General features: G+C 71.0%; 11 protein-coding genes. 8 read left to right on the top strand and 3 right to left on the bottom strand.

The genetic code is table 11. The features are described 5' to 3' along the window. The first annotated feature begins 30 nt into the window (after positions 1–30). Together P6897_RS02795 and P6897_RS02790 are read left to right on the top strand one after the other, a co-directional pair. Complete coding sequence (locus P6897_RS02795) at positions 31–1,002, top strand: serine hydrolase domain-containing protein (RefSeq protein WP_282502025.1); 972 nt, start codon at positions 31–33, stop codon at positions 1,000–1,002. Continuing rightward, a complete protein-coding gene (locus P6897_RS02790) occupies positions 999–3,260 on the top strand; it encodes a beta-galactosidase (protein ID WP_282502024.1) in 2,262 nt (753 codons plus the stop codon). The genes P6897_RS02795 and P6897_RS02790 overlap by 4 nt, the downstream gene beginning before the upstream one ends. Positions 3,261–3,415: 155 nt before the next feature. Here P6897_RS02790 and P6897_RS02785 read toward each other — a convergent pair whose 3' ends face one another. Together P6897_RS02785 and P6897_RS02780 are read right to left on the bottom strand one after the other, a co-directional pair. Continuing rightward, a complete protein-coding gene (locus P6897_RS02785; protein ID WP_282502023.1) occupies positions 3,416–7,321 on the bottom strand; it encodes a glycoside hydrolase in 3,906 nt (1,301 codons plus the stop codon). A 113-nt stretch (positions 7,322–7,434) separates the two neighbouring features. Continuing rightward, complete coding sequence (locus tag P6897_RS02780; RefSeq protein WP_282502022.1) at positions 7,435–8,418, bottom strand: LacI family DNA-binding transcriptional regulator; 984 nt, start codon at positions 8,416–8,418, stop codon at positions 7,435–7,437. A gap of 171 nt (positions 8,419–8,589) precedes the next feature. Here P6897_RS02780 and P6897_RS02775 point away from each other — a divergent pair, with 171 nt between their 5' ends. From P6897_RS02775 to galE, 6 genes are all read left to right on the top strand, one after another. After that, complete coding sequence (locus P6897_RS02775) at positions 8,590–9,513, top strand: sugar ABC transporter permease (protein WP_112616347.1); 924 nt, start codon at positions 8,590–8,592, stop codon at positions 9,511–9,513. Next, the gene (locus P6897_RS02770; RefSeq protein WP_112616345.1) at positions 9,510–10,388 is read left to right on the top strand and encodes a carbohydrate ABC transporter permease; all 879 of its coding nucleotides are present in this window, start codon (positions 9,510–9,512) and stop codon (positions 10,386–10,388) included. Before P6897_RS02775 ends, P6897_RS02770 begins: the two co-directional genes overlap by 4 nt. An 83-nt stretch (positions 10,389–10,471) precedes the next feature. Then, complete coding sequence (locus P6897_RS02765; protein ID WP_282502021.1) at positions 10,472–11,818, top strand: extracellular solute-binding protein; 1,347 nt, start codon at positions 10,472–10,474, stop codon at positions 11,816–11,818. 74 nt (positions 11,819–11,892) lie between these two features. Then, on the top strand, positions 11,893–13,431 hold the full coding sequence (locus P6897_RS02760) for an alpha-L-arabinofuranosidase C-terminal domain-containing protein (protein ID WP_282502020.1): 1,539 nt from the start codon (positions 11,893–11,895) through the stop codon (positions 13,429–13,431). After that, positions 13,428–15,179, top strand: coding sequence for a beta-galactosidase family protein (locus P6897_RS02755; protein ID WP_282502019.1), 1,752 nt, complete (start codon positions 13,428–13,430; stop codon positions 15,177–15,179). Before P6897_RS02760 ends, P6897_RS02755 begins: the two co-directional genes overlap by 4 nt. 40 nt (positions 15,180–15,219) lie before the next feature. Continuing rightward, entirely contained in the window at positions 15,220–16,200 is a 981-nt protein-coding gene (gene galE / locus P6897_RS02750) for a UDP-glucose 4-epimerase GalE (protein WP_282502018.1), read from the top strand. Between the two features lie 82 nt (positions 16,201–16,282). Here galE and P6897_RS02745 read toward each other — a convergent pair whose 3' ends face one another. Further along, entirely contained in the window at positions 16,283–17,266 is a 984-nt protein-coding gene (locus P6897_RS02745; protein ID WP_282502017.1) for a LacI family DNA-binding transcriptional regulator, read from the bottom strand. Between the last annotated feature and the right edge of the window lie 12 nt (positions 17,267–17,278).

Raw genomic sequence — 17,278 nt, 5'->3', positions numbered from 1 at the left:
AACGGAAAACGCTTCCCGTAGGCTGGGGCGATGACATCGAGCTTCACCGCTGCGTTCGACTGGGCCCGCCGGCATGTGACGGACGGCCGCCTGCCGTCCGCGGTCGTCGGGGTCGCCGATGCGAACGGCGTCCTCGCCCTCGACGCCGTCGCGGCGGACATCGACGATCGGTACGCGCTCTTCTCGATCACGAAGCCGCTGCTGGGCATCTCCGCTGCCCGCGCCATCCAGCGCGGCGAGCTCACGCTGCAGACTCCGCTGACCCGTGCCCTGCCCGAGTTCGGCCGCGACCGGGACGACATCGTGCGGCTCTCGCACCTCGTGAGCCACACGAGCGGCATCAGCGAGCCGCCGCTCGACACCCGACTCCCGCTCCGTACCGAGCTGCTCACCCGCGGCCGTGACTTCGTCGCCGGCACGGCCTCGCGGTACTCCACGCTCGCCTTCGAGGGCGTCGCCGCACTCGTCGAGAGCGTGAGCGGCCGCACCTGGCACGACGACATCGCCGACTGGGCATCGGGCATCGGCGCCGGCGGCCTGTCGGTCGACCTCGACGGCACGGCGCCGATCGCGGATGCCGCCGCCGCGGGCGCCGACATGGCGGCCTTCGCCGCGCAGCGCAACCCCGGGGCCGGCCTCGCCGGGAAGGCGCACGACCTGCTCGCGCTCGGGACCGAACTGCTGCGGATCCACGCCGGCGCCCGCGACGGCATCCTCGCCCCGGCGACGCTCGCGATGATGCGGCGACCCCTGACCGGCGACATCCCCCGATTGGAGCCGTACCCTGCCGAGCGCGGGCAGGACTGGGGTCTCGCCTGGAACCTCCGCACCCGAGCGCCGGGCCTGATCGACCGCGACGTCTACGGTCACGGCGGCTGGGCGGGAACGGAGTTCTGGGTGCACCCGACCGCGGGCATCGCGTGGGTGCTGCTGACCAACCGGGCGTTGCGCTCCGGCGTCGACATCGACGAACTCGACAACGCGATCGTCGGCGCGCTGTGAGCGAGCTGCTCCGCGTCGAGCATTCCGCGTGGCCGCAGCCCGAACGGCCCGCACCGCTGCCCGCTCCCCACGAGCGCGCCCGCGGCATCTCGGTCACCGACCGCGCCCTGTACCGGCACGGTGAAGGCTGGGTGCCGGTGTCGGGCGAGGTGCACTACAGCCGACTGCCGCGCGATCGCTGGTCCGAGCGGATGCGGCAGCTGCGCGCCGCCGGCGTCACGGTCGCATCGACCTACGCCTTCTGGAACCACCACGTCGCCGAGCGCGAGCACCCGCGCTTCGACGGGAACCTCGACATCGGGGCCTTCGTCGACGAGGCGGCTGCGGCGGGACTCGATGTCGTGCTGCGCATCGGCCCGTGGGCGCATGGCGAGTCCCGCAACGGCGGCTTCCCCGATTGGGTCCAGGCTCTGCCGGTCATCCTCCGCAGCGATGACCCCGGCTACCTCGACCTCGTCCGGGAGTGGTTCGGCCAGCTCGCCGCGTCCCTGGGCGGCCGCGCGCGACCAGGCGGGCCGGTCATCGGCATCCAGCTCGAGAACGAGTTGTACGACCGTCCGGAGCACCTGGTCACGCTCAAGCGCCTCGCCCGCGAAGCGGGCATGGCGGCACCCCTGTGGACGGCGACGGCCTGGGGCGGGGCGCAGCTGCCCGACGGTGAGGTCATGCCGCTCTTCGGCGGGTATGCGGACGGATTCTGGGTCGACCCGGGCGCACCCTGGGACCCGACGTTCCGCGCGCATTACTTCCCCTCACACGACTGGGACGACCCGGGGGTCGGGGCGGACGTGCGCGCGAGCCAGGGCTTCGCGGCGGCGAGCGCGACGGCCGACCTGCACGGCTTCCCCCCGGCGACCTGCGAGCTGGGCGGGGGGATGGCCACCGCGTACCACCGTCGCCCGGTACTCGGAGGACGCGATGTCGCCGCGCTCGCCCACATCAAGATCGGCAACGGGTCGGCCTGGCAGGGCTATTACATGTTCGTCGGCGGCCGGAACCCCGGACCCGATCTGCAGGAGACGATCGACACCGGGTATCCCAACGACCTCCCCGAGTTCGGCTACGACTTCCACGCCCCGATCGGGCAGTCGGGCGACCTCGCCGACTCCGCTCCGCTGCTGCGCGCGCAGCACGCCTTCCTCACCGCGTTCGGCGACCGCCTGTCCGGCATGTCGTCTGCTCTTCCCGACGTCCGCGCCGCGTCGCTCGACGACCGGACCACCCTCCGGTGGGCGCTGCGTTCCGACGGAGCGGAGGGCGTCGTCGTGATCTCGCACCACCAGCCGTACGAACAGGTGGAGGACGTCGCCGACGTCCAGCTGCGCGTCGTCGTCGGCGACACCGAGACCGTGCTCCCGTCACGTCCGGTCACGGTCCCCGCGGGGACGCTCGCTCGATGGCCCGTCGGGCTCACCGTGGGTCGGGCACGGGTCGCCTGGGCGACGGCCACCTTGATCACGGTCCTCTCGGGCGGCCCGCGTCCGACGCTGGTGCTGCTCGAAGATCGCGGCATCCCAGCCGAGATCGCGATCGGCCAGGCCGGATCGCAGGTCGCCCGGCCGGGACGCGCTCCGCTCCGCTTCGACGACCTCGATGTCGTGGTGTTGCCGGCCGCCGACGCCGACCGGCTCTGGGTGCGCCCCGGGTCGCGCCCGGAGCTGTGGCTGACCGATGGCGAGCTGGCGTGGGATGCCGACATCGCGATGCTCCGTGGCGCTCGGGAGGCTCACCGCTACGACCCGCACACCGGCGAGTGGTCGATCGTCACGGGCGCGCCCGGCGCGCCCGGCGGGCCCGGCCGCGTTACCGCGATGGGCAGCGCGCCGGTGGGAGTCGAGCTCGTCCGCCCGCCAGCCGCTCCGGCGACGGACTACGGCTTCGGCGGCCCGCGTCACCGCGCGCCGTCGGACGAGACGTTCGCCGAGCGGGCCGCCCGGTACCGGGTGCAGCTCCCCGCGACCTCGCTGGACCCCGAGGCGGACGCGGTGCTCGACCTCGACTGGGCGGGCGACGTGGGACGGTTCCTGGTCGACGGCCGCATCGTCGACGACCGCTTCTGGGACGGCACGCGCTGGTCGCTGTCGCTTCGGGACGCCGGTGCGACACCGACGAGCGAGATCACCGTCGAGGTGCTGGCGTTGTCTCCGGCCTCGACGATCGCCCTCGCGACGGATGCGGAGTCGCGGCGAGCCGATGCCGTGGCGACATCCCTACGCGCGTCGCTCCGGCTGCGCGGTCCCTGGCAGCACCTCGCGTGATGCGGCACGCGGCGCGCGGCGCCAGCGAACTCGGAGAATGACGCGTAAATCGGATGCCGCGAGAGCTGAAGCTCCGAGAAGCGCGGGATTCTCCGGAGACGGCGAGGCCGTGCCGATCGTTCACATCGATCGGCACGGCCTCCGTTGTCAGGCGCTCAGGCCTGCGCGCGTCGGCGACGCAGCACGAGCGCTCCGGCGCCGAGCATGAGCAGCGCGAGCGCGCCCATCACCGTCGCGGTGATGCCGCCGGCATCCCCTCCCGTGCGTGCGAGATCGCGCGCGTCCGTCGAGGCAGCCGAGCCGTTCGCTCCGGCCCCCGTCGCCGAGCCGCTACCCGAACCCGAACCCGAGCCAGCGCCCGAACCCGGAGCGCCGGTGCCGCCGCCGGTGCCGCCATCGGTGCCGCCGCCCGTTCCCGGGTCGACGACGGCGGCGGTCGGGACGATCGCCGCTGAGCGGGCGCTGCCGTCGATGAAGCCGGCCGCCTCGGCGGCCACCTCGACCGAGATCTCCCGGCCTTCGTCGGCGGCCGTCAGCGCGTAGGTGTCGGCGGTGGCGCCATCGATCGCCGCCCCGTCGCGCAGCCAGACGAACGCGCGTGCCGCGTCCGCGGGATCGGTGACGGCCACCGCGCGCACGGTCGCGCCGACGCGCGGCTCGCCCGACACGACCGGCGTCTCGACGCCGACGGCGCGGTTCACGGTCACCGAGTAGGTGCGCGAGGCGGCGTCGGGAGCCGTGACCGTCACGGTTCCGGTGCTGCTGATCACGTCGTCGGCCGCAGGCGCGGCATCCGCCGCCATGCGCTGCACGTCGCCAGCCTGGTCCTCGCCAGGCTGGGTCACGACGACCGTGGCATCGTCGTCGACCGCGAGCGCGTGGAGCATCGGCCACGCGGACCCCGTCGTCGTGACGGTGTACTCCAGCGTGTCGGGCGCGAACCCGTCGACGGGCTCGTCGCCGACCGTGAGGCGCGCGAGATCCGCGATCCCGGCCGGCGCCGGTGCTGCGGCGAAGATCTCGACCTCCGACACGATCATGTGCGTGTCGGGACGGGCGTTCAGCACGACGCGCACCTCGTCGGCGGCGCCGGTGACCGGCACCTCGACGCGCGGCGCACCCGCGGTGGGCTCCGGCACCGGAACGAGGTCGCCCTCGACCCAGTCGCCGCCGCTCACGCGGTGGTCGACCCGCATGGTCGCGGGCCAGCTCAGCGAGCTGCCGTCGCGGTAGAACTGCACGGCGACACGCGTCAGGGTCTCGCGCTGCGCCAGGGCGTAGCTCAGGGTGTCCTGCGCGTTCTTCGTGCCCGAGCGCCAGTTCGACCAGCCCTTGTCGGTCGAGCTTCCGTTGATCGTGTTGCTCACCGCGTACTGCGCGCTCTCGGTGAAGGTCGCGCTCGGGCGGCTCTCGGGGGCGACGTTGCGCTCGGACGCGGCCGTGACGATCACGGTCAGCCGCGCGTCGAGCTTCTCGCCGCTCGGGCCCGTGGCCACGCCGGGCACCGAGACCGTGCCGGGCTCGGCGAACGCACCATCGGCGATGCCGTCCCACGCCCACTCGACCGGGACCGGGAAGCCCGCTCCCGAGGGTCGCAGCTCGGCCTCCACGGTGTCGTCGGCCTGGCTCCTGACGGCGTCGAGGGCGCTTCCGGCCGGGACGGTGACGGATGCCGGCCGCGTCGCGGTGTAGGCGCCGATCTCGACGGTCGCGGTCGCTTCGAACGAGCCGCCGAACAGCTCGGTGCCCGTGCCGGTGACCTCCACCGCACCGGGGCGCGAGAAGTCGACACCGTCGAGCTGCCACGTCACCGGCGCCTGTCGCACCGTCCCTCCGACGTAGCGCACGCTCACGGACGCGGGCAGCGTCGGGGCGACGCCGACAGCGGTCGCGACCGTGACGGGCTCGGTGCCCGCGACGCTCGTGCTCGCGATGCGCCACTGCTGGTTCCCGCCGCCGTTCGAGGTCCACAGGCCCACCGCAGCGCCGGACGTCGTGCTGCCGCCGTTCACGTCGAGCACGCGCTCCGCGGCGACGTTGAGCACCGAGTAGTACGTGCCGTCCGTCGTCGAGGCCATCCACTGCAGGGCGGGATCGGCCGCGGCTGCCGCCGGGTCGGCATCCACGAGCGCCGTGGCCGTGCCGCGCGAAGCGAGGAACTGCCCGGAACCGTTCTGCAGCGTGAAGCGATGGCGGTTGGCGCCCGCGCCCTCGATCGTGCGGACGGTCCAGGCCTGTCCGCGGGCGGCCTCGGCCGTGGTGGCGAGTGAACGGACCGCGAGGCTCGAGCTGCCGTCGAGGGCGAGTCCGCTCTGAAGACCCGTGAGCTGCACCGTCTCGCCGTCGCGGAAGGCCGCGGCATCCGATGAGACGCCCGAGACGCCGTCGATGACGAAGGTCACGACCGACTTGGCGGGCACCGTCAGCGTCGCGGTGCGGGATGCCGCGTCCACGGCGACCGGCTGCCCCTGCCGGAGCGCGTTGACCGAGGGCTCCGCGGCGGTCGACTGCGTCGTCACGATGGGGGTCACGGTCGCCCCGGGGGCCACCGTGCCGAAGTCGCTCAGGTCGATCTCCACCGTGCGTTCGGCGGCCTCGGCGTTGACGTGCACGATCGTGGCGCCCTCGCCGTCGGCGTCGATCGCCGCCGTCGACTGCGCGTTGTCGGTCGCGATCAAGCGGTCGCCGGGGGTGATGTAGTGCGTGAAGTTGCGCACGGTGTTGAACTTCTCGTTCGTCAGCACCTTGCAGGAGGGGTCGGCGTCACCGTCGCGGAGCCGGCGCTCGGACTGCCCCTCGTCATTGCAGTCGAAGTCGATGAAGACGCTGCCCCAGTTCAGCTTCTCGACCTTCTCCATGTTGTAGAGGTCCTCGACCGGCTGCCAGAACACCCAGGCGTCGGGCTCGAGCTCGCGCAGGTCACCGACGATGTGCTGGGCCATGCCGAGGCCGTTGTCGATGTCGTCGGTGACGAACCCCTTGCTCTGATCGGTCCAGTTGCCCTCGACCTCGCTCATCCACAGCGGCTTGTCGGCGGCCTTGGCGATGTCGCGGACGACCTGGCGCCCGCCGGTGCCGTACGTGTGGACGTTCAGCTGGTCGACGAGGCCCTTCGCCTCCGCAGACCACGTGTTCCAGTTGGTGGCGAAGATGCCGGGGTTGGTCTCGTCCATCGCCGAGATGACCGCGTCGGTGGTCGTCCCCGGCTGCGCGAGGCGGTCGGCGAGGGCGGCGATCATCGCGTCCTGCGCCTCCGGCCCGATGTGCGCACCCTCCTGGCGTCCGCCGGTGGGCCACGTGGCACCGTCGGGGATCTGCGTCGACCAGTAGTTCGTGTTGGGCTCGTTGAACGGGTCGATCGTGTCGAACGAGATGTCGTGGACCCGCTCGAGCTCGTCGACGACGTTCACCAGATAGCCGGCGAACTTGTCCATGTCCGCCGGGGCGAGCTGCTCGCTCGTGGCGTTGTTGATCCCGCCCGAGACGTAGCCGCTCTGGGTGAGGAAGTAGGGCGGGGAGTTGCTGAACGCCTCCCAGTGCGTGACCTTGTCCTTCAGCGCGTCGAGCCACCAGCGCTGAGCGGAATCCTGGGAGAAGTCGAAGGCGTCGGGATCGTCGGGGTCCCAGGCATCCCGGTACCGGTCGCGGTCAGCGAAGGTCGAGGTGATCGCCCCTTCGTCATCGGTCGCCGGCAGGTTCGGATTCCAGAAGCCGGGAACCGCGCCGCCCGGCCGCAGGTACGGCGGGACGTCGGAGGCGTTGCCGCCGCCGATGTTGTAGCGCGCGATGTTGAGGTTCAGGCCTTCGTCGCCGAAGACGGCGTCGAAGAGGTCCTGCCGGACGTCGTCGGGATAGTCGCCGGTCGCGTTGGCGAACCAGACGAGGCTCGTGCCCCATCCCTCGAACGGCTTCTCCGAGGCGGTGGCGGGATTCGGAGTGATCCGCACGGCAGCGGCGTCGGCGGCATGCACCGGCGGGGGCGCGACGGCGGTCGCAGCGGTGAGCCCACCGGACGCGAGCGCCACCGCGCAGGTCATCGACATCAGTCGAGCTGACTTCATCGTCATTCCTATCCGGTCGCAACGATGCGACCTCAGGGGGGGTGATGTTGACGTAAACATGTTGACGTCAACATCGAGCCTACGGGACGCCTCTGTCCCGGTGCAACGGTTGATCAGCGGCGCGGGCCGGAACTCGCACGCACGACGAGCTCGGTGGGGACGAGCGTGCGCTCGGCCGGCACCTCTCCCCCGTCGATCTCGGTGAGCAGCGACCGCACGGCGGCCGCGCCGATCCGGTCGAAGTGCTGACGTACGGTCGTCAGCGGGGGCCAGAAGTTCGCCGACTCGGGAGCATCGTCGTACCCGACGACGCTGACGCTCGCCGGCACAGGGCGATCGGCCTCGTGCAGCGCGCGCAGCAGCCCGAGCGCCATGCGGTCGTTGGCGACGAAGACCGCCGTCACGCGGTGGTCGCCGGCGAGCGCCCGACCGATCTCGTAACCCGACTCCGCGGTCCAGTCCCCGACGTGCACCTCGGGCACAGCCGCACCGCGGGCGACGAGCGTGTCGTGCCAGGCGGCTCGCCTGCGCTCGGCGGCGAACGACTCCCGCGGCCCTGAGATGTGGCTCACCGTCTCGTGCCCGAGGTCGAGCAGGTGCTCGGTCGCGAGGCGCGCGCCCAGCGTCTGGTCGTTGTCGACGACGGGATACGGGTAATCGGCACTCGAGTCGACCACGACGACGGGGAGTCCCGTCGGCAGCGCCAGCTCGCGCTCGCCCAGACGATGCGTCTCGATCAGGATGATGACGCCGTCGACGGCATGCTCGGCCAGGCGCACGAATGCACCCGAGACGTCGGACTGCGTCGCCGACTGCACCGTGATGACGGTGAGGGAGTACCCCGCCTCGGCGGCGACGGATGCCACGGCGTCGAGCGTGCGCGTGTTGCCGTAGCTCGCGAGCGAGAACATGATCACGCCGATGCTGCGGAAGCGCCCCGAACGCAGTGCACGCGCGGCACTGTTGGGTCGATAGCCGAGCTGCGCCATCGCATCCTGGACGCGCGCCCGGGTCTCGGGGTCGACGTTCTCGCGGCCGTTCGCGACCCGCGAGACGGTCTGACCCGACACGCCGGCCATCGCCGCCACGTCGGCCATCGACACTTCCCGACGCCGCGGTCGAGCGTCCGGGCGTACGGCTGGCCCTGCTTTACCCATGCCCGGATCCTCCTTGATGTTGACGTTGACATGCTAGCGTCTCCGAGTTATGTTTACGTCAACATCCGCGCTCAATCGGCGAGCGCCTGCATCACAGAAGAGGCACGGACGATGACGACCACAACGGCACCCCCTCCCGCCGTGCGCACCGCGCGGAAGCGGCGGCGCGTCAGCGTCGAACAGCGCGGATGGCTCTTCGTGGGGCCCTTCGCGATCGTGTTCGCCCTCGTCTTCCTCGCACCCCTCGCCTACGCGCTCTACCTCAGCTTCTTCCGCGAGCAGATCGTCGGCGGCAACGCGTTCGTCGGCTTCGAGAACTACCTGACGGCCTTCGCCGACCCGAAGCTGTGGGACGGCTTCCTCCGCGTGCTGCTGTTCCTGCTGATCCAGGTGCCGATCATGCTCGTGCTCGCCCTCGCTGCGGCCCTCGCGATCGACAGCGCGCGCCTGCACGCCTCGGGCTTCTACCGGATCATCATCTTCCTGCCCTACGCCGTGCCCGCCGTCGTCGCGGTCCTCATGTGGGGCTACATCTACGGCGACCAGTTCGGCCTCGCCGGCAACATCAACGATCTGCTCGGTGCCCAGGTCCTGCGACCCTTCCTCCCCGAGTGGATGATGGTCTCGATCGGCAACATCGTGACGTGGCAGTTCGTCGGCTACAACATGCTGATCTTCTACTCGTCGCTCAAGACCATCCCCGGTGAGCTGTACGAGGCGGCATCCCTCGACGGCGCCGGCGCCTGGCGCACGATCCTCTCGATCAAGATCCCCGCTCTGCGCGGCTCGATCGTCATCGCCACGATCTTCTCGATCATCGGCAGCTTCCAGCTCTTCAACGAGCCGAACATCCTCAAGCCCCTGGCCCCGAACACGATCACGACGTTCTTCACGCCGAACATGTACGCGTACAACCTCTCGTTCGCCGGCCAGCAGTACAACTACGCCGCCACCGTCGCGATCATCATGGGCGTCATCACGGCGGTCATCGCCTACGTCGTCCAGTTGCGCGGATCCCGTCAGGAGATGCGATGACCGCTCCCGCCCTCGCCCGCAGCACGCCGTTCGCCCGGCGGAAGTCCGTCGTACTCACCGTCGTGATGAGCCTGTTCATCCTCTACACGCTGCTGCCGCTGTTCTGGCTGATCATCAACGCGACGAAGACGCAGGGCGACCTGTTCACGACGTTCGGCCTCTGGTTCGGCGACAGCTTCAACCTGTGGAACAACATCGTCGACACGTTCACCTACCGCGACGGCATCTTCCTCCGGTGGCTCGGCAACACGCTCCTCTACGTCGTCGTCGGCGCGGGCGGAGCCACGGTGCTGGCCACAATGGCGGGCTACGGCCTGGCGAAGTACAACTTCCGCGGCCGCAAGGCGGTCTTCGCCGTCGTCATCGGCGCCGTCGCCGTTCCCGGCACCGCCCTCGCGGTCCCCACGTTCCTCATGTTCAGCCAGCTGGGCCTGACGAACACCCCGTGGGCGATCATCATCCCCTCGCTCATCAGCCCCTTCGGCCTGTACCTGATGTGGGTGTTCGCCAGCGACGCCGTTCCCACCGAGCTGCTCGAGGCCGCTCGGATGGACGGCGCCAGCGAGATGCGCACGTTCTTCACCATCTCGACCAAGCTCCTCATGCCCGGCATCGTCACCGTGCTGCTGTTCGCGGTCGTCGCCACGTGGAACAACTACTTCCTCCCGCTCATCATGCTCAGCGACCCCGCCTGGTACCCGCTCACCGTCGGGCTCAACCAGTGGAACGCCCAGGCCACCGGAGCCGCGGCGCAGCCGATCTACAACCTGGTGATCACCGGATCGCTGTTGTCGATCATCCCGATCGTGGTGGCCTTCCTCATGCTGCAGCGCTTCTGGCAGTCCGGTCTGAGCGCCGGCAGCGTCAAGCAGTGAGCACACCCCCCGAAGACCCTGTATTCCGCACCACCTGAATCCACAACAACCCGAATCCACAACAACGAAGTGAAGGAACTCCCATGACACCCATGCGCAAGGGATCGGCGCTGCGTCGCGCCGCATCCGTCGTGGCCCTGACCGCAGCCGCCGGCCTCGTGCTGGCCGCCTGCTCGTCCTCCGGCCCCGCCGCGGGCAGCGGCAACCCCGACGACCTCGACGCGGCCCTGAAGGCCGGCGGTGAGATCACCTACTGGTCGTGGACCCCGTCCGCCGAGGCGCAGGCCGAGGCGTTCATGAAGAAGTACCCCGAGGTCAAGGTCAACGTCGTCAACGCGGGCACCAACACCGAGGAGTACACCAAGCTCCAGAACGCGATCAAGGCCGGCTCGGGCGCCCCCGACGTCGTGCAGATCGAGTACTACGCCTTCCCGCAGTTCGCCCTCACCGACGGGCTGCTCGACCTCGCGCCCTACGGCTTCGGCGACCTCGAGAGCGACTACACCGCCTCGACGTGGAACTCCGTCGACTTCGACGGCAAGATCTACGGCCTCCCGCAGGACTCGGGTCCCATGGCGCTGTTCTACAACAAGGCGGTCTTCGACCAGTACGGCCTGACGGTCCCGACGACGTGGGACGAGTACATCGCCACCGCGCGTCAGCTCACCGCCGCCGACCCGACGAAGAAGATCACGAACGATACCGGTGACGCCGGCTTCGCCACCAGCATGATCTGGCAGGCGGGCGGCCAGCCGTTCTCCGCCGATGGCACCGACGTGACGATCAACGTCGCCGACGAGGGCTCGAAGAAGTGGGCCGACACCTGGAACACGCTCGTCGAGGACGACCTGATCGCCAGCACCCCGAGCTGGAGCGACGAGTGGTTCAAGGGCCTCGGCGACGGCTCGATCGCGACCCTCGTCATCGGCGCCTGGATGCCCGGCAACCTCGAGTCGTCGGTGGCCGACGCGGCGGGCGACTGGCGCGTGGCTCCCATGCCGACCTACGACGGCACCCCGGTCTCGGCCGAGAACGGCGGCGGCGGCCAGGCGGTCACGAAGCAGAGCGAGAACCCGGCCCTCGCCGCCGCGTTCCTGAAGTGGCTGAACAACGCCGAGGAGAGCCTGACGATCTTCGCCGAGAGCGGCGGCTTCCCCTCGACGACCGCGCAGCTCGAGTCGGATGAGTTCCTGAACAAGGCACCCGAGTACTTCGGCGGCCAGAAGATCAACGAGGTGCTCGTGCAGGCGGCCAAGGACGTGCGTCCCGGCTGGCAGTACCTGCCCTTCCAGGTGTACGCGAACAGCATCTTCAGCGACACCGTCGGGCAGTCCTACGCCTCGAAGTCCGACCTGAACGAGGGCCTCGCCACGTGGCAGGACCAGCTCGTGCAGTACGGCAACGACCAGGGCTTCACCGTCAACAAGTGACGCCCGACGAGGGGCGGGTCGCATCGAGCTTCGGTCCGGCCCGCCCCTCGCCATGTCCCCCCAGGAGAAGAGCAATGACCTCCCCCACCCGCATCTCGCTCGACACGGCCGCACCCGGGCCGGTGGTCCCGCGCCGGCTCTTCGGCACCTTCGTCGAGCACATGGGCCGCTGCGTCTACGACGGCATCTTCGAGCCGGGTCACGCCACGGCCGACGACGCCGGCTTCCGCGCCGACGTCCTCGAGCTCGTGCGTGAGCTGGGCGCGACCGTCGTGCGCTATCCCGGGGGCAACTTCGTCTCGGGCTACCGGTGGGAGGACGGCGTCGGCCCGCGCGGCCAGCGCCCCGTGCGCCTGGATGCCGCATGGCACAGCACCGAGACCAACCAGGTCGGGCTGCACGAGTTCGCCGCGTGGGCCGAGCAGGCGGGGCTCGAGCTCATGGAGGCCGTGAACCTCGGCACGCGCGGCGTCGCCGAGGCCGCCGACCTGCTCGAGTACGCCAATCACCCGGGCGGCACCGCCCTGTCGGAGCGCCGCCGCGAGAACGGGCGCGCCGAGCCCTTCGGCATCCGGCTCTGGTGCCTGGGCAACGAGATGGACGGCCCCTGGCAGATCGGGCACAAGACCGCCGACGAGTACGGCCGCCTCGCCGCCGAGAGCGCCCGGCTCATGCGGTTCATCGATCCCGACATCGAGCTCGTCGCCGCGGGCAGCTCGAACCACGAGATGCCGACCTTCGGCGAGTGGGAGCGCACCGTGCTCCGTCACACCGCGGGACTCGTCGACCACATCTCCGTGCACGCCTACTACGAGGAGACCCCGGGCGACCCCGCGAGCTTCCTCGCCTCCGGCGCCGCCCTCGACGCCTACATCGGCGAGGTCGCCGGCATCATCGACGAGGTGCGCGCCGAGCGCGGCATCACCGACCCCATCGGCATCAGCGTCGACGAGTGGAACGTCTGGAACCAGACCCGCTGGAACGAGGTCGACAAGCCCGAGGTGTTCACGGGCGACTGGCCCGTCGCCCCGCGCCTCATCGAGGACGACTACACCGTCACGGATGCCGTCGTCGTCGGGTCCCTCCTCATCACGATGCTCCGCCGCGCCGACCGCGTCTCGATGGCGAATCTCGCGCAGCTCGTCAACGTCATCGCGCCGATCCGCACCGAGCCGAGCGGCGCGGCCTGGCGGCAGACCACCTTCTTCCCCTTCCAGCTGACCGCGGCCGCGGCATCCGGCCACGTCGTTGTCCCGGTCATCGACACTGGCGTCATCCCGACCGCGCGCTACGGCGACGTGGGCGCCGTCGACGCCGTTGCGACGATCGCCGGCGACGAGCTGTCGATCTTCCTCGTGCACCGCGGACTCGACGCCGAGACACCCGTCACGATCGATCTCGACCGCTCGGCCGCGGGCGCGGAGGCGCTCGTGCTGACCGTCCCCGCCGGCGGCGACCGGCACACCGTCAACAGCGCGTCGTCGCAGCCCGTCGCGCCGGCATCCCTCGCCGTCGACATCCGCGACAGCGCCGTGACCCTGACCCTTCCCCCGCTCTCCTGGGCGCGCGTGACCGTGCGCCTGAACCCCGGAACGAATCGAGTGACCGCGTGACGACCTTCAGCATCGGCGAGACCGACTTCCTCCTCGACGGGCGCCCCCACCGGGTCTTCGCGGGAGCCCTGCACTACTTCCGCATCCACCCGGACCACTGGGCCGACCGCATCCGCAAGGCGCGGCTCATGGGGCTCAACACGATCGAGACGTACGTCGCCTGGAACGCCCACGAGCCGGTGCGCGGCGAATGGGATGCCACGGGCTGGAACGACCTGGGGCGCTTCCTCGACCTCATCGCGGCGGAGGGCATGCATGCGATCGTGCGCCCCGGCCCGTACATCTGCGCCGAGTGGCACAACGGCGGACTTCCGGTGTGGCTCACCAGCACGCCCGGCATCGGGCTGCGCCGTTCCGAGCCGCAGTACCTCGAGGCGGTGAGCACCTACCTGCGCCGGGTCTACGAGATCGTCGCCCCGCGTCAGATCGATCGCGGCGGCAACGTCGTGCTCCTGCAGATCGAGAACGAGTACGGCGCCTACGGCTCGGACCACGACTACCTCCGCACGCTCACCGAGCTCACCCGCGCCTGCGACATCACCGTGCCGCTGACGACCGTCGACCAGCCCGAGCCCCACATGCTCGCGGCCGGAACGCTGCCCGACCTGCACACGACCGGATCGTTCGGCTCGCGCGCCACCGAGCGCCTCGCGACGCTGCGCGAGCACCAGCCGACCGGGCCGCTCATGTGCTCGGAGTTCTGGGACGGCTGGTTCGACTGGTGGGGCGGGGTGCACCACACCACGGATGCCGCGGCCTCGGCATCCGAGCTCGACGCCCTGCTCGCCGCGGGAGCGTCGGTGAACATCTACATGCTCCACGGCGGCACGAACTTCGGCACCACGAACGGCGCGAACGACAAGGGCCGCTACGCCCCCATCGTCACCTCGTACGACTACGACGCTCCGCTGGACGAATCGGGCCACCCGACCGAGAAGTACCACGCGTTCCGCGAGGTCATCGCCCGGTACGCCCCGGTCCCCGACGAGGTGCCGCCCGCGCGGCCTGCGGCTCCCGTCCTGTCGGTCCCGCTGCGGACCACGGGCGACTGGCTGCCCGCGACGGGTGCTGACGGCGGCGCGGTCGACCTTCCTCCCACGTTCGAAGAGCTCGGACAGCTCGGACCTCTCGTGCGTTACGACATCGCGCTGCCCGCCGAGCCGTTCGGTGATTCCGACAGCGCCGTGCTCGCCTTCGCGGAGGTTCGCGACCTCGCCTGGGTCGCGGTCGACGGCGCGCCGATCGGCCGCCTGCAGCGCGCGCTGCACGAGCGGTCGCTGTCGATCCCCCGCGGGTCGCGGCTGACGGTGCTCGTCGAGGACCAGGGCCGCGTCAACTACGACGTCCGCCTCGGCGAGAACAAGGGCCTCGTCGGCCCCGTGACCCTCGGCGGACACGAGCTCTCCGGCTGGACGGCGCAGCCCGTCGACCTCGCGGGCGTCGCCGCCGGCATCCCCGCTGCGTCCGAGCAGACGACGGCGGGCCGCACCGGCCTCGTGGGCACGTTCGACCTCGACGAGCCCGCCGACCTCTTCCTCGACACGGATGCCTGGAGCAAGGGCTACGCGTTCGTGAACGGGTTCTTCCTCGGCCGGTACTGGCGCAACGGCCCGCAGCGCACGTTGTACGTGCCCACACCCGCCACCCGCGCCGGGGCGAACGAGATCGTCGTCGTCGAGCTCGAGCACGTCGTCGAGCCCGTCGCCGCGTTCGTCGCCGCGCCCGACCTCGGCCACCGCGAGGAGTGAGCGTGAGGGAGCCCCGCCGCGATCGGGCAGGATGGATGTCATGAGCTGGATGGTCACCGGTGGTGCTGGATACATCGGCGCGCATGTCGTGCGCGCCCTCGCCGCGGCGGGTCTCGACCCCGTCGTCCTCGACGATCTGTCGAGCGGGCACGCGGGGTTCGTCCCCGAGGGCGTGCCGTTCGTCCGCGGCTCGATCCTCGACCGTCCGCTCGTCGAGGGCGCGCTGCGCGAGCACGGCGTCGAGGGCGTCATCCACGTCGCCGGCTACAAGTACGCCGGAGTCTCGGTGACCCGCCCCCTGCACACCTACGCGCAGAACGTCGAGGGCACGCGGATCGTGCTCGAGGCGATGGAAACCGCGGGCGTCGACAAGATCGTCTTCTCCTCCAGCGCCGCCGTCTACGGCACCCCCGACGTGCCGCTCGTCACGGAGGACCTGCCCAAGCGTCCCGCGTCGCCCTACGGCGAGTCGAAGCTCATCGGCGAGTGGCTCCTGCGCGATCAGGCCGTCGCGACCGTGGACTCCCCCGCACCCCTGCGCCACACCTCGCTGCGCTACTTCAACGTCGTGGGCTCGGGCGACCCGTCCGTCTACGACACCAGCCCCCACAACCTCTTCCCCATCGTCTTCGAGAAGCTGATCGCCGGTGAGACCCCGCAGATCAACGGCGACGACTACGACACCGAAGACGGCACGAACGTGCGCGACTACGTCCACGTCGCCGACATCGCCGCGGCCCACGTCGTCGCCGCCCAGCGCCTCGCCGCCGGTGAGAGCGTCGAGCCGGCCTACAACCTCGGGTCGCAGAACGGCCTCTCGGTCCGCGAGATCATGGACGCGATGGCCCGGGTGACCGGCATCGACTTCACGCCGAGGGTCGGCCCCCGCCGGCCCGGCGACCCCGACCGCATCGTCGCCACCGGAGAGCTCGCCGCCCGCGACCTCGAATGGGCGAATCGCTACTCGGTCGACGAGATGGTCCGCACCGGCTGGGAGGCCCGCCGCGCGGCATCCGTCTGACCCGCTCGCCGAGCGCGGGGATCAGGCGCAGTTCCGGGGATGACGCGCGGTTCGAACCGCGTCGGACACCCCGAACTGCGCCTCATTCCGCCGCGAAACCGCGTACCGAGCTCGCGCGGACCACGAGTTCCGTGGGAACGGTGCGCAACGCGGCCGTTGAGCCCGACTCGATGACCTCCACGAGCGCCTCGACGGCGCGGGCGCCGAGGGCGTCGAAGTCCTGGCGGACGGTCGTCAGCGGAGGCCGGTACTCCGCGGCATCCACGACGTCGTCGAACCCGACGATCGCGACGTCGTCCGGCACAGCGCGACCGGCGTCGCTGAACGCCCGCAGCAGGCCGAGCGCCATCTGGTCGTTGGCGGCGAACACCGCCGTGGCGCCCGCGAGCCCCGCTCCCGCCGCGTGACCGCCGCGCGAGGTCCAGTCGCCGCGGACGACCTCGGGCGCGACGGCATCCGCGTCGATCAGCGCCTCGCGCCAGCCGCGTTCGCGCTCTTGCGCCGCGAACGACGCCTCGGGCCCCGCGAGGTGGTGCACCGTCGCGTGCCCCAGCTCGAGCAGATGCCGCGTCGCCAACCGGGCGCCGCCCGCGTGATCGGTCTGCACGATCGCGAAACGGTCGTCCGGCGGCGAGTCGACGACGACGAGACGCAGGTCGGCGGGCGGTGCGGTGTCACGAGCGAGCCGCGTCGCCTCGTTGAGCACGACCGCCCCGTCGACGCCCTGGTCGCGCAGCTGCGCGAAGGCCTCCGCGATGTCACGCGCCCCGGCGACCGTCACCACGGCGAGGGCGTAGTCGCGCTCGCTCGCCGCGTCGGCGATGGCCTGCAGCATGCGGGAGTTGCCGACCGAGGCGAGCGTCGAGACGACGAGGCCGATCGTGCGGGTCTGGCCGGTGCGCAGGGCCCGGGCGGCGCGATGCATGCGGTAGCCGAGCGCCGCCATGGACGCCTCGACGCGGGCCCGCGTCGCGGGGTCGACGCGCGGGCTGCCGTTGGCCACGCGCGAGACGGTCTGCGCCGAGACGCCCGCGTGGGCCGCCACCTGGGCCATCGACACGCGCATGCCGGTCCTCTC

The sequence above is a fragment of the Microbacterium sp. BDGP8 genome, from assembly GCF_029991045.1.
Taxonomy (GTDB): Bacteria; Actinomycetota; Actinomycetes; order Actinomycetales; family Microbacteriaceae; genus Microbacterium; species Microbacterium plantarum.
Note: the sequence above shows the minus strand (reverse complement) of the source record. Positions and strands in the feature narration are given on the sequence as shown.